Raw genomic sequence first — 11,408 nt, 5'->3', positions numbered from 1 at the left:
CGGCCGCGTGGGCGTGGGTGGTGGCCGGTCCGGACGGCGCGGTCGCGCGCTGGGAGGCCGGCCCGCTGGGCAAGGCGACCAACAACATCGCCGAACTGACCGCCCTGCTGCGGCTCCTGGAATCGACGGACCCCGCCGTGCCGCTGGAGGTGCGGATGGACTCCACGTACGCGATGCAGGCGGTCACCGACTGGCTGCCGGGCTGGCGGCGGCGCGGCTGGAAGACGGCGGCGGGCAAGCCGGTGGCCAACCAGGAGCTGGTACGCAGCATCGACGACCGCCTCACGGGCCGCGACGTCCGCCTCGTGCACGTCCGCGCGCACCAGGTCGACGGCGACCCCTACAACGCCGCCGCCGACGCGGCCGCCGCCGAGTCGGCCCGTACCCAGAACCCCGCGGGCACAGCCCACGGCTCCCCCCTCCCGACGGCGGAGGACACCCCGGCGCGGGTCGCGGCGCCGAAGCGCCGCACGGCGGGCAAGGCGGGCGGCAAGGCCGGGGGCAAGCCGGGCGGCGGGACGCTGAAGGCCAGGTACGCGGGCCGCTGCCGGTGCGGCAAGTCCTACGCGGCGGGTACGACGATCGTGAAGAACGGCACCGGCTGGGGCCACGTGGAGTGCGTCGAGGCGTGACGGCCGCCGCCGCGGCGGCGTCGGCTCAGCCCTTCGCGACGAGTTCGAGGATCTTCCGGGCGTGCTCCACGGAGCCCTCGACGGTCTCCACGTCGTACATCGAATCGATCATGAAGTGGTCGATCCCGGTCCGCTCGTGGACATCCTTGACGGCGTCGGCGACCGTCTCCGTACTCGTACCCGCCTCGATGTTCACCCGCAGAACCGTGTCGATGGCGCCGGGATCGCGGCCGCCCTGCCGGGCCAGCTCGTCCAGCAGCGCACGCTGGGCGAGGAGGCTGTCCACGTCGACGAAACTCGGCACGATCACCACCGGCAGCCAGCCGTCACCGCGCCGGGCGACCCGGTGCATGGCCCGCTCGGACAGTGCGCCCAGATAGAACGGCGGCCGCGGCCGCCGCGCGGGCTTCAGCGGCGAGTGATGCTCGGGCACGGAGAGCTGGTCGCCCTCGTACTGCGCCGGGTCGGTGGTCCAGATGACGTCGAGGGCATCCAGCAACTCGTCCATCCGCGCGCCCCGGCGGCTGAAGTTCAGCCCGGCGGCCTGGTACTCCTCCGGCGACCAGCCGATCCCGAACCCGGGAAGCAGGCGTCCCTCGCTGATCAGGTCGATCGTCGTCAGCGACCGCGCCAGCTGCACGGGCGGATACAGCGGGGCGATCAGTACGTGCGAACCGAGCAGCACCTGGCTCGTCGCGGCAGCCGCGACCCCGAGCAGCACGAACGGATCGGCGGCGGGATTCAACTCCGCCGGAATGGTCTTCCCCCGCCCCCCGTACCCCACCACGGGATCCACCGCGGCGAGATTGCGGTCCCCCACCCAGAGACTGGCCCCGCCGGCCTCCTCGATCGCGGAGGCGAACGCGGAGGTCCCGGCGATACCGAAAGCCTGCCGATGGAACTGCGGGAGTGCGAAACCTATCTTCATGGCGCCCCTCACCTGCGCTTGCCGCCGGGGCGGCACAGTGCGGCGGCGCCCCGGCTTGGTCGTGTTCGAGCGACAGCCAGCCTAGGGGCTTGCAGATCATCAACGTGTTGCAGACGGTCCTCGTCCTCTTCGCTGATCGCCACACCCGGGAGCAACTCGCCCCCGGGCGGGAAGGCCACCCAAGGGGCGGCAGTTCAGCGGAGTGTGCCCGTCCCGGTCGCCGGGGACAGGAACTCGCGTGCTCCACGCAGGCGGGTCCGGAGTGCGCTCTGGGTGGCGCTGCTGTCCAGGCGGATGTCCTGTGCGTCGGAAGCACCGGTGGCGGTCCGTCGGCCGGCGGGAAGAGCCGCGGCGTCGAGGCCGTCGCGGCGCGCGATCAGGAGCCCGAGTTCGTGTCGGCTAACAGCGTCTTCGCCGGCGACGTGACGGATGCCGGACTGCGCGGAGGACGCGAGTTCCAGAATCGCGGCGGCGAGATCCGAGACGTGCACCGGGCGGCGGATGTCGTCGGTGAACAGGGGCCCGGGCGCTCGTCCGGCAGAGACATCGTGGACGAGCTTCTCGTGCTTGGAAGTGCCGTCGCCGATGATCAGCGAGGTCCGGATGACGAGGGCGGCGGGGCTCACCAGACGGACCGCGGTCTCGGCCGCGGCCTTCGCGGCGCCGTACGACGTGATCGGATCCGGTGTCGCGGCCTCGTCGTAGACGGTCTGTACGCCGGAGAACACCGCATCACTCGACACATGCAGCAGCCGGACACCTCGGTCGGCGGCAGCCATCGCGAGCCGACCTGGACCTTCGGCGGTCGCCGCCCAGTCGCCTCGCCGGGCGGCTGCGTTGATCACCAGTCGTGGCTGCACCTTGTCGAGCACGACGGTGATGTCGTCTCGATTGCGGACGTCGAGCGGGAGCCACTGGATCTCCGGGAGGGGCCCGGGGGCGGTCGTGAAGGTGCCGGTGACGGTGTGCCCGGTGGCTGTCGCCTGCCGTGCGAGTTCTCCGCCGAGGAAGCCGCTGGCGCCGATGATCAACGTTGTCATAGCCCGACACGCTATGCCGGGTATCGGGAGGTGCAGGGCTACTGGCCGGTTTCTGGGGGGGAGTTGTCAGCGGGCCAGGGCGAGGGGCAAGTCCTGCGCGCCCGCTGTGCGCGGGTGGTGCACGACGAGGTCGTCTGCGATGCGTCGGATGGAGGGCCGATCGCGTACCTCGGCGCGGCTGGCAGATGCCGCGGCGAGCAGTTCCCCGGCGGTCTCCTCCGGCTGGCCGGCCATCCAGTGTGCTCGGGCTCGGTCGGTGTGCATGCGGGCGGTGCGCTCCGGGGTGGGGAACATCCCGGGCCGCAGCTTGCCTCCGGCGTCGAGTGCTGCGCCCGGGTCGCCGAGAGCCCAGTGCACACCCACGGCGTACAGCTCGACCTGGGCGGGGGAAACGGGAAACAGCCTTCCGGGCGGCGGCATGGCCGGCAGCCCGCGGGCGGCTCTCCTCGCCTCGGTGATCATCGCGAGTGCCTGGCCGCGGTCGTCGGCGTGCGCCGCGTTGTACGCCGTGGTGCAGAGCATCTGCGCGTACGCCGCGGCCTGCGCGGGCTTGGTGAGTCCGGTGGCCTCGACGTTGGCGGCGGCGTCGAGGACAAGCTGCCTTGCGCGGGGGGTCTGGTCCTGGTGCCGTAGGACGACGGCGAGTTCGCGGGCCGCCGCCGCGGCGGCGATCGGTGAGCCCGACAGGGAGGCGTAGGTGGCCGCGCGGTCGGCGGTGATCCGCGCGGTGTCGTACCGGCCGATCTTCGACAGCACCTGCGATTCCAGGCTGTAGCACGCGGAGAGGCGGGCGTAGTCCAGCTCGGAGCGGGTCCGGGCCGCGGCCTGGTGAGCATCGCCGAGCAGGCCGGGGAACCGGGGCAGGAGGGCGACGTGGCGGCCGGCGTCGAACTGGGCGCGGGCGAGCGCGAGGCGAGTGTCGAGCGGGGCGCCGTCGCCGGACGGCGGCGGGGTGAAGGCCAGCGCGTCGTCGACCGGCCCGAGCAGCGAGGCGGGGATGGCCGCGCCTGCGGCGGTGAGCAGCGTGCGGCGGTGCATCGGCTCCTCCTGGGTGTCGCGCGGAGCGTCCGGCGACACTGTAGTGCGGGCGGGCGTCGAAGGGGTGGCGAACCCGCAGGCGGCGGCCAGGACGGGTGACGGCACGCTCACCGCCCCGGCCGCGGCCCGTAACAGCTCCAGGTCGAGGACGCGTTTGTTCGCCTCCAGGCGGGAGACCGTGCTCGCCGAGCAGCCGATGCGGGCTCCCAGGTCCGTCTGCCGCCAGCCGCGATGCTGCCGCCCCAGGCGCACCAGACCGCCGGCGTCACGACGCTGGATCAGCTCACGCGCCTCGGGCGAGGCCCAGATACCTGTCCCTGTGAGCATCCGCCCCTCCCGAGCACAGCGCTGGGTGTCTCGACGGTGCGCGCGCAGGTCACCGCGCCCAGGTCGGCGCGGTGTGCGGGCGCCCGCGCCCAGTGCTTTCCCCTCCTGGTGCACCGCCGCAAACCTCGTGTGCAGATTCCGCACGCGGCGTGCACGTGCTGACAACCGATCACCGCCCGGGTCTCGCCGGTGGTGCTCTGGTCTTCAGGAACACGACGAAGGGAGACGACCCTCATGTACCTCCCCCACCCGGTGATCGACCACCTGACCGACGAGCAGGTGAACACCTGGAAGACCCACTTCGTCGGCAGGCACGAGCGGCCCCGCAGCATCGAGGAAGGGATCTGGCGGCGCACCCAGGACCCGGCCAACGCCGAGCAGTCCGGCTGGAGCCAGGACGCCGCCGGCCGCCGCCGCATCGTGCACTACCGCTACCACTACGACCTGGACTGGACGCACCCGGTGCCCAGGCTCGTGCTGGCCGAGGTCTACCTGTACACCTCGGTCACGGCACCCGCCGACGAGATCGCCGCGTACGCCACGGACATTCGCCGGTGGCTCGGGGAGGGCCGCTGGCGGCCGGAGTCGGGCGCCTGGCACCGCGGCGACCTCATGGCCACGGTGACCGATCATGACAGACACCCGCAGGACGAGCGGGCAGACCGCGCCACCCCGCGCGGATTCCGCACCCTCGACGTGCGCTTGACGTCCGAATCGTTCCACGCCCCGCCGCGGACCCTGCGGAACCTGCCCTGGGACGTGCTCGCCGGCGGCATGCGCGTCAAGGAGCAGCGCGGCACCCCCGCCTACGCCGACGACCTCGCGGGCGCGGGCCTGCTCGACTTCCTGCCGTTCCAGGTGGAGGTCGGCTGCGGCACGAGCATCGAAGCCGGGATCCCGCCGCTGCACTACCTGCACGAGGTCTACCGCGTCACCGACCGGCGCAACAACACCCCCACCCAGGCGCACCGCTTCACCCTCACCCCGCAGGCCGACACGCTCGTCAAGGAACTCCTCCTCGACACCACGGGCAAGGCCGGGGACCTGACGCGCATGTTCCGCGCCTGCTTCACCGCCGAGCCCACCGAGGGCCACCACGCCCTCAAGGCCCTCCACGACTCCGGCGCGATGGTCGGCCCCGTCATCACGCACAACTTCGACACTCTCGCCGCGCGAGCCGGGCTGCCCGAGGTGTTCGTCCGCCGCTACGACCAGAAGATCCCGCCCGTGCCGCTCCTCGACGACGCCAAAGCCCTGCTGGTCGCCGGTCTGCACGCCGACCGGCGCGCCGTCCAAGCCCGCGCCCGCGCCCGCGGCATGCGCATCTTCTACGTCGACCCCGAGGGCCTGACGGAGAACGGCAACTTCAAGCACTACCCGATCGAAGGCGCCCGCGAGGGGGACACCGTCGTCCGCGACGAAGCCACCCCCGCGCTGCGACGCCTGTGCCAGCACCTCGGCGTCACCAGCCCGCACGTGACCGCCGCCTGACCCGCGCGGCGGCCTCGGCTACGAGCGCGCGACCCGCGAGAACACCGCGGCGGCGAACTCCGCGCCGTGACCCCTCCCTTGCCGGTGCACCGCTGAGGGCTTGCAGATCATCAACGTGGCGTCTTGATCTTGCTGATGTATGCGGCCAGGTGCCGTTCCCTCTTCGACCGGGGCGGCCCCGCCCGGGCCCGCCCCGGCTATGACGAGCGGGACCGCCGGGCGCGGACGTACTCCTCCGGAGCAGGGAAAGTGGATCAGCCGTGACGCTTGGCGAACTCCACGAGTGCGGCGAAGCCGTCACGGGTGAGGGTGAGGTGGGGGCCGTGGGGGTCCTTGCTGTCGCGGACCAGGAACTCACCGGTGGTACGGGCGTGTTCCGGCGCCCATTCGAGGCACTCGCCGCCTTCGCCGCCGCTGTACGTGCTCTTGACCCACGCCACCTCGATGCAGTTACCGCCCTCGCCGCCGCTGTACGTGCTCTTGACCCACCGCGTGCTGCTCATGTGGCGTACTCCTCCGCGATCTCTCGAATCAGAGCCAAGGACTCGTCCGGGTCACGTGCGCAAGCCCGCAGACGGTCGTACGTCGTGCGCGCGCTGTCCACCGCCGCAGCGGAGTCCGTCACGTGCCCCTGCCCTCGGCTCTCCGAGTACAGGACTGTCGCCCCGTCGGCTGGTGTTAGCAGGATAAACGGCAGGGACGACGCGGGGGCACCCGCGTTGAAGCGCAGAACTTGAAGCGTGATGTGAGGGTTTCCCGCGTCGGAGGCAAGGTGTCGGAGCTGGTCGGCCATGACAGCCCGGCCGCCGACCTCCGTACGCAGCGTCGATTCCTGCAAGATCGCCCACAGCAGCGGCGGCGCGTCGCGCTCCATGATCTCGCGACGGACCAACCTGGCCTCGACCCTGGCCCTGATCTGCTCGTCGGCCTCGCGCGGGTGCGTGGCCCGGAACGTGGCCTCCGCGTAGTCCGCGGTCTGAAGCATGCCCATGATCAGGGCGTTGGAATAGTTCTCAATCCGACTGGCCTGCTTCTCCAGGTTGATGTACGGCACAAACCAGCCGGGGTGTCCGCGCTCGCTCACCCGGACCAGCAGGCGGGCGAAGTAGCCGGACGTTTCGAAGAACCGGTCGCACCCCTTGGCGAAGTGCATCGACGCCCGCGCCTTGCCGCTCTTCACCTTGGACACGTACGGCTCCTTGTATCCCGTCGCGTCGGCCAGTTGACGCTGGTTGGCGCCCTTGTGCGCCAGGGCCGCTGCCACCTCGCGCCCGAACCACTCAAGTCCGTTCCCGGGCTCCCCATGGAGTTCCGGTAATTGCTCGGTCATTCGTTCAATTCACCTTCTTTCCACGTGCCCTGGAAATCGAACCGGCCTGTTGAGAGTACGTCGCGCAGGTGATGCTGGACACGGAGAACATCATTACCGGCACCGGAAGGAGCGAAGAAATGGCGACGCGGAGCAAGGACCAGACACCCGACCGGGTTACGCAGGCCGGGGAGGCGTGTGACGAGCTTCGGGAGGCGCTCGGAGCCGTCGGGGTGGTGTTGCCCTCCCTGGGGCTCGATCCCGTTTCGTGTACGGGGGCCGCGCCGCTCGGGCTGATCGACCTCGGGCGCTGCAACATCGCCACCGCCCGCGCGCTCGCCGCCGCGCTTCGGCCCCGGGCGGCGGGATGACCCCGGACCGGCCCGACCACAACGGGTTCCTGCCCGCCGCGGAGCGGCCGTGGCGGGACGCGTGGCCGGCCGTGGCGCGGGCCGGGGACGGGAACGCGTGGGTGCCGGGGGTGTGTTGGTTGTTCTGTCGGCGGGAGGGGGTGGCGGTGTTGTGGGTGGGGTCGGTGGTCACGCCCGGGGCGGGGGGTGAGATGTACGCCTGCGGGGCGTGTATCGCGGAGTTGGACCACATGGTGCGTATGCAGGCCCACGGCCGCGACCGCCGCGGCCACCGCGCCGCCCGCTACGCGACGCTCACCCTCCCCGCCCACCTGCCCGACGCGCGGTACCTCGCCGCGTTACCCCGGCACTCCCCGGAGGGCTGCGCCCACCTGCGGACCGGGAAGCGCGGCGGCAAGACCCACTGCCGGGACTGCGAGACGCAGCTCTACCTGTGAACGGGTACCCCGGGCCGCAGGCCGGACGGGACGTAAGATCGCCTGTTCATGGACGTCAGCGCAGATCACGGGATGATCGCCGTCCCGCCGGGGCACGTCACGCTGTCGGACCGGCGGACGCAGCGTAGTTGGGTGGTCGGACTCGCGCCCTTCCGGATGGCGGTGTACCCGGTCACCCAGGCGCTCTACTGGGAGGTCACCGGTCGGCGGCCGAGCAGCGCCCAGGGGAGTCGGTTGCCTGTCGAGGGGGTTTCCTGGTGGGACGCGGTCCGGTTCTGCAACGGGCTGTCCCGCCAGGACGGGTTCGCGTCGGCCTATCGCTTCGACGCCGACGGGGAGAGCGTCGAGTGGGACGCAGCGGCCGGCGGGTACCGGCTGCCGACCGAAGCGGAGTGGGAGTACGCCTGCCGTGCCGGTACGACGGGGCCGCGTTACGGGCCGCTGGACGAGATCGCCTGGTATCGGGGCAACTCGGATGAGCGGATTCATGAGGTGGGCCGAAAGCAGCCCAACCCGTGGGGCCTTTACGACATGCTCGGCAATTCCTGGGAGTGGTGCTGGGATTTCTACGATCCCGAGGTCTACGGCACGTACCGGGTGCTGCGCGGGGGTGGCTGGTTCGATGAGCACTGGAGTTGCCGGGCCTCGGTGCGCCGCCGCAGCCACCCGACCTTCCGGGTCGAGGACGTGGGCTTTCGCCTCGCGCGGTCCGTGGCGGACTGACGCGCGTCTCACCGACGCTCAGTCGGACTGCAGGGCGAGCATGTGGGCTCTGAACGCCGCGACCGCCACCAGCAGGGCGTCCCGCGGGCTCTCGCCCGTCAGCAGCGACTCCGACAGCCCCAGCGTCTCGTCGAGGGCCGTGAGCGCGTGGCGGCGGGCGGCGAGCCATTCGTCGTGGTGGGTGGCGTAGGGCTCCATGGCCTGGCGGGACGCCTCGTCCTCCAGGTCGCGTAACCGGAGCAGCTTGTGGGCCTCGTCCTCCAGGATGCGGCCCACCCGGTGGGTGTGGGTGTCCTTGAGGTTCTTCAGGCCCGTCAGCAGGTCCGCGTCCGACGGGGGTGCCGCGGCGATGACGGCGAGGAGGCCCAGGTGCACCTCCACCTGGCCGTGGAGCCGTTCCCGTGCCGTACGTTCCAGCTCCTCCACCGGGTCCGCCCGCAATGCCCGCGTCGGGGGTGCTTCCGGGGCGTACGCGGGCGGCGGGGCGGGTGCCGGGGCGGTTGTCGGGCGGCGGGCGGGGAGGAGTTTGCCCCAGCGGCGGGGTTTGTGGCCCGGGGGCTGGGGCGGGGGTGCCGCGGGGGTGTGGCCGCGGAGTTCCGCCGCGGCGGCGGCGAGGGTCGCGCGGGACGAGGGGTTCTTGGCCAGCAGTGCCGTGAGGACCGGGGCGAGCGCGCCGGCGTGGTGGAAGGGTGCCGGGTCGGATTCGCAGATGGCCTGGCGCAGGGTCCACAGGTCCGCGCCGTGGAAGGGGAGGCGGCCTTCCACGGCCGCGTAGAGGGTGGCGCCGAAGGACCACATGTCGGAGGCGGCGGTCGCCGGCTCGCCGCTCATCTGCTCGGGGGAGGCGTACGCGGGTGTGCCCAGCATGCCGCCGGTGGTCGTCAGGCCCGCGGTCCCCTCGGGGCCGGCCGCCGCGTCGGCGATGGCGGCGATGCCGAAGTCGGTGATGATCGCCCGGCGGTCGGTCACCATGATGTTGTCCGGTTTGAGGTCGCGGTGGACGACGCCCGCGGCGTGCGCCTCGGTGAGGGCGTCGAGGACCTGGACGCCGATCTCGGCCACCCGCGGCACCGGCAGCCGCGTGCGTTCGCGCAGTACGGCGGCGAGGGAGCGGCCGGCGACGAACTCCATGACGATCACCGGGGCGCCGTCGTGCTCGACGACGTCGTACACCGTGGTGATGCCGGGGTGGTTGAGGCGGGCCGCCGCGCGGGCCTCGCCGATCATGCGGCGCAGCTGCTTCTCCCGCTGCCTGTCCGCGACGTCGGCGTCGAAGAGGATCTCCTTGACGGCGACGCGTCTGTCGAGCAGCTCGTCGCGCGCGCTCCAGACCCGGCCCATGCCACCCTGCCCCACCGGTCGGTCCAACCGGTACCGGCCCGCGATCAGCAGACCGCTCGCCCCAGCCATGTCACCATCGTAGGCACTGATCGGCGACGGCCGGCGGGCGGCCGGACGGCCGACGGCGACGGTACGGGCCCCCCGACCCGTACCGCCGCCGTCTCGCGAACGGGCGGCGCCGCCGCCCGCTACATCTGCTCCAGCCGGATGTCCGAGAGCTGCTCCTCCGTCAGCACCGACTCCGCGGCCGGCGCCTCCACCTCGACGGGCTTGCCGAACGCCGAGAAGGCCAGGTCGACTTCCGCGCCCTCCGGGTCGGTGATGGTCACCGGGTACGGCTTGCCCTTGGCGGCGATCTTCATGCTGGCGCCGTCGCTGGTCGAGGGGTCCTCGTTCACGTACGGCACGACCGCGACGCCCTCGTGCCGCGTCTTCTCCTTCTGCGTCATCTCCGGGCTGAACGAGACGACGCTGTCGGTCTGTTCGACGTACGTGCCCAGCTTGCACAGGTCCGCGAGGGCCGTCTGGACGTCGGACTTCGACTGCTCCAGGTACGAGCCCTCGACCTCGGCGATCATCTCGGCGTCGTACATCATCTCGGACTCCAGGTAGGCGGCGTCCGGCTTCAACCACGAGGTGTCGCCCCGCATGACGAACTCGACGGCGCCCTTCTCGCCCATGTCGGCGCTGCCGACGCAGTTGCCCTGCTTGTCCGCCTGCACGTCGACCTGGGCGGGGTCGGCGACCACGATCATCTCGCCGACCGCGTGCACGGACGTGGCGGAGCGCATGGCCTCCACGGCGTCCGCCTGCGCGGGGCCGTCGCCCGCTTCGCTCCCGCCGTCGTCGTCGCTGCCGCAGGCGGTCAGCGCGAGCAGCGCCGCCGCGCCCGCCGCCGCGACGGCGACCCGGCGCCCACGTATGACGTACTTCATTTCGACCTTCGATCATCCTCGACTGCTGTGCCTCGCCGGCGAGTTGACCAAGGGCCGGGCCGGAGAAGCCGCACACGCTACATGCGGAGTCACGTACCGCCAAAACGCCAGGGGCGCGCGCGGCGCACGGGCGCGCCCCTCCGCGCGCGACTCGCCCTCAAGTAACTTGTACACAAGGTAATTGTGCGCTAGTTTCACGGGTGTCGCCGGAAGCCGACGGACCGCGCGCAGGCCCGTACGGTGACGCTCGACGCCAGCCACGCGGTGACGGTCTCGAAGCCCGAGGCGGTGGCCCGGCTCATCGACGACGCGGCGCGGTCGCTCGGTTGAGGATCGCCTGACCGCGGCGTACGCCGCGGCCCGGTCCTCACGGACCCCGGCGTGCCGCCAGGCCGGCCCGTACCAGCGTGAGATAGCGGTCCCAGTCCCAGTTGGCGCCCGGGTCGGTGTGGAGGGTGCCCGGTACCTCGGCGTGGCCCAGGATGTGCGCGCGGTCCGGCGGGATCCCGAAGCGCGCGCACACGGCGGCGGTGAGCGCCGCGGACGAGGCGTACATCTCCTCCGTGAACCAGCGGGGGTCGTGGCCCCGGCCCTCGTGCTCGACGGCGATGCTGCGCTCGTCGTGCCCGGGGTCTCCGGTGTGCCGGGCGATGTCCTTCTCCCGTACGCACTGGCCGATCCGGCCGTCCGCCGAGCGGACCAGGTAGTGGGCCGAGACCTGCCGCCCGGGGTCCCGGAAGGCGGCCACGGTGTCCTCGAAGTCCTCCTGCGTGACGTGGACGACCACGCGGTCCACGGCGTGGCTGTGCGGGCGGCGGGCCGTGCGGTAGTTGGCG

The 11,408-nt window shown here is 72.0% G+C and carries 13 protein-coding genes; 5 read left to right on the top strand and 8 right to left on the bottom strand.

The features are described 5' to 3' along the window. Nucleotides 1-632 (top strand): RNase H family protein (locus H5J30_RS07565; protein WP_181786383.1); only part of this gene is annotated, 632 nt, incomplete at its 5' end. Between the two features lie 25 nt (nucleotides 633-657). Here H5J30_RS07565 and H5J30_RS07560 read toward each other — a convergent pair. From H5J30_RS07560 to H5J30_RS07550, 3 genes are all read right to left on the bottom strand, one after another. Continuing rightward, the gene (locus tag H5J30_RS07560) at nucleotides 658-1,560 is read right to left on the bottom strand and encodes a TIGR03619 family F420-dependent LLM class oxidoreductase (protein ID WP_181786382.1); all 903 of its coding nucleotides are present in this window, start codon (nucleotides 1,558-1,560) and stop codon (nucleotides 658-660) included. A gap of 194 nt (nucleotides 1,561-1,754) precedes the next feature. Next, the gene (locus H5J30_RS07555; RefSeq protein ID WP_181786381.1) at nucleotides 1,755-2,600 is read right to left on the bottom strand and encodes an SDR family oxidoreductase; all 846 of its coding nucleotides are present in this window, start codon (nucleotides 2,598-2,600) and stop codon (nucleotides 1,755-1,757) included. Nucleotides 2,601-2,666: 66 nt separating this feature from the next. Continuing rightward, nucleotides 2,667-3,965: a helix-turn-helix domain-containing protein gene (locus tag H5J30_RS07550; RefSeq protein WP_181786380.1), complete on the bottom strand. Its 1,299-nt coding sequence runs from the start codon at nucleotides 3,963-3,965 to the stop codon at nucleotides 2,667-2,669. Between the two features lie 234 nt (nucleotides 3,966-4,199). Between H5J30_RS07550 and H5J30_RS07545 the strand changes: the two genes are divergently transcribed. Next, nucleotides 4,200-5,456: an SIR2 family protein gene (locus tag H5J30_RS07545; RefSeq protein WP_181786379.1), complete on the top strand. Its 1,257-nt coding sequence runs from the start codon at nucleotides 4,200-4,202 to the stop codon at nucleotides 5,454-5,456. 254 nt (nucleotides 5,457-5,710) lie between these two features. On the opposite strand, the gene H5J30_RS07540 is transcribed toward H5J30_RS07545, so the two are convergent. After that, the gene (locus tag H5J30_RS07540) at nucleotides 5,711-5,959 is read right to left on the bottom strand and encodes a DUF397 domain-containing protein (protein ID WP_181786378.1); all 249 of its coding nucleotides are present in this window, start codon (nucleotides 5,957-5,959) and stop codon (nucleotides 5,711-5,713) included. Beyond that, nucleotides 5,956-6,786: a helix-turn-helix domain-containing protein gene (locus H5J30_RS07535; protein ID WP_181786377.1), complete on the bottom strand. Its 831-nt coding sequence runs from the start codon at nucleotides 6,784-6,786 to the stop codon at nucleotides 5,956-5,958. The genes H5J30_RS07540 and H5J30_RS07535 overlap by 4 nt, the downstream gene beginning before the upstream one ends. 119 nt (nucleotides 6,787-6,905) lie before the next feature. Here H5J30_RS07535 and H5J30_RS07530 point away from each other — a divergent pair, with 119 nt between their 5' ends. The 3 genes from H5J30_RS07530 (at nucleotide 6,906) to H5J30_RS07520 (ending at nucleotide 8,296) form a co-directional block, all read left to right on the top strand. Then, nucleotides 6,906-7,136 carry a hypothetical protein gene (locus H5J30_RS07530; protein WP_181786384.1) on the top strand — a complete coding sequence of 77 codons (231 nt, stop codon included), beginning with the start codon at nucleotides 6,906-6,908 and terminating at the stop codon, nucleotides 7,134-7,136. A gap of 230 nt (nucleotides 7,137-7,366) precedes the next feature. Next, nucleotides 7,367-7,573: a hypothetical protein gene (locus H5J30_RS36535; protein WP_258563169.1), complete on the top strand. Its 207-nt coding sequence runs from the start codon at nucleotides 7,367-7,369 to the stop codon at nucleotides 7,571-7,573. A gap of 48 nt (nucleotides 7,574-7,621) precedes the next feature. Further along, nucleotides 7,622-8,296 (top strand): formylglycine-generating enzyme family protein, encoded by a 675-nt coding sequence (locus H5J30_RS07520; RefSeq protein WP_181786375.1) that lies wholly within the window; start codon nucleotides 7,622-7,624, stop codon nucleotides 8,294-8,296. Nucleotides 8,297-8,314: 18 nt separating this feature from the next. Here the strand turns inward: H5J30_RS07520 and H5J30_RS07515 are convergent, their stop codons facing one another. The 3 genes from H5J30_RS07515 to H5J30_RS07500 all read right to left on the bottom strand — a co-directional run. After that, nucleotides 8,315-9,706: a serine/threonine-protein kinase gene (locus H5J30_RS07515; protein ID WP_181786374.1), complete on the bottom strand. Its 1,392-nt coding sequence runs from the start codon at nucleotides 9,704-9,706 to the stop codon at nucleotides 8,315-8,317. 119 nt (nucleotides 9,707-9,825) lie between these two features. Next, entirely contained in the window at nucleotides 9,826-10,572 is a 747-nt protein-coding gene (locus H5J30_RS07510) for a hypothetical protein (RefSeq protein WP_181786373.1), read from the bottom strand. Between the two features lie 367 nt (nucleotides 10,573-10,939). Further along, nucleotides 10,940-11,408, bottom strand: a 469-nt coding sequence (locus tag H5J30_RS07500; protein WP_181786372.1) for an N-acetylmuramoyl-L-alanine amidase, incomplete at its 5' end; no start/stop codon positions are given.

Origin of the sequence: Streptomyces phytophilus (assembly GCF_013870535.1) — a bacterium.
GTDB lineage: Bacteria > Actinomycetota > Actinomycetes > Streptomycetales > Streptomycetaceae > Streptomyces > Streptomyces phytophilus.
This window is presented reverse-complemented; position numbering and strand designations above follow the sequence as displayed.

What these genes read in the sequence shown, in the direction of transcription:
- H5J30_RS07520 (WP_181786375.1), top strand. Translation starts at nt 7,622, where the DNA reads ATGGACGTCAGCGCAGATCACGGGATGATCGCCGTCCCGCCGGGGCAC.
- H5J30_RS07550 (WP_181786380.1), bottom strand. Translation starts at nt 3,965, where the DNA reads ATGCTCACAGGGACAGGTATCTGGGCCTCGCCCGAGGCGCGTGAGCTG.
- H5J30_RS07535 (WP_181786377.1), bottom strand. Translation starts at nt 6,786, where the DNA reads ATGACCGAGCAATTACCGGAACTCCATGGGGAGCCCGGGAACGGACTT.
- H5J30_RS07515 (WP_181786374.1), bottom strand. Translation starts at nt 9,706, where the DNA reads ATGGCTGGGGCGAGCGGTCTGCTGATCGCGGGCCGGTACCGGTTGGAC.
- H5J30_RS07530 (WP_181786384.1), top strand. Translation starts at nt 6,906, where the DNA reads ATGGCGACGCGGAGCAAGGACCAGACACCCGACCGGGTTACGCAGGCC.
- H5J30_RS07540 (WP_181786378.1), bottom strand. Translation starts at nt 5,959, where the DNA reads ATGAGCAGCACGCGGTGGGTCAAGAGCACGTACAGCGGCGGCGAGGGC.
- H5J30_RS07510 (WP_181786373.1), bottom strand. Translation starts at nt 10,572, where the DNA reads ATGAAGTACGTCATACGTGGGCGCCGGGTCGCCGTCGCGGCGGCGGGC.
- H5J30_RS07560 (WP_181786382.1), bottom strand. Translation starts at nt 1,560, where the DNA reads ATGAAGATAGGTTTCGCACTCCCGCAGTTCCATCGGCAGGCTTTCGGT.
- H5J30_RS36535 (WP_258563169.1), top strand. Translation starts at nt 7,367, where the DNA reads ATGGTGCGTATGCAGGCCCACGGCCGCGACCGCCGCGGCCACCGCGCC.
- H5J30_RS07545 (WP_181786379.1), top strand. Translation starts at nt 4,200, where the DNA reads ATGTACCTCCCCCACCCGGTGATCGACCACCTGACCGACGAGCAGGTG.
- H5J30_RS07555 (WP_181786381.1), bottom strand. Translation starts at nt 2,600, where the DNA reads ATGACAACGTTGATCATCGGCGCCAGCGGCTTCCTCGGCGGAGAACTC.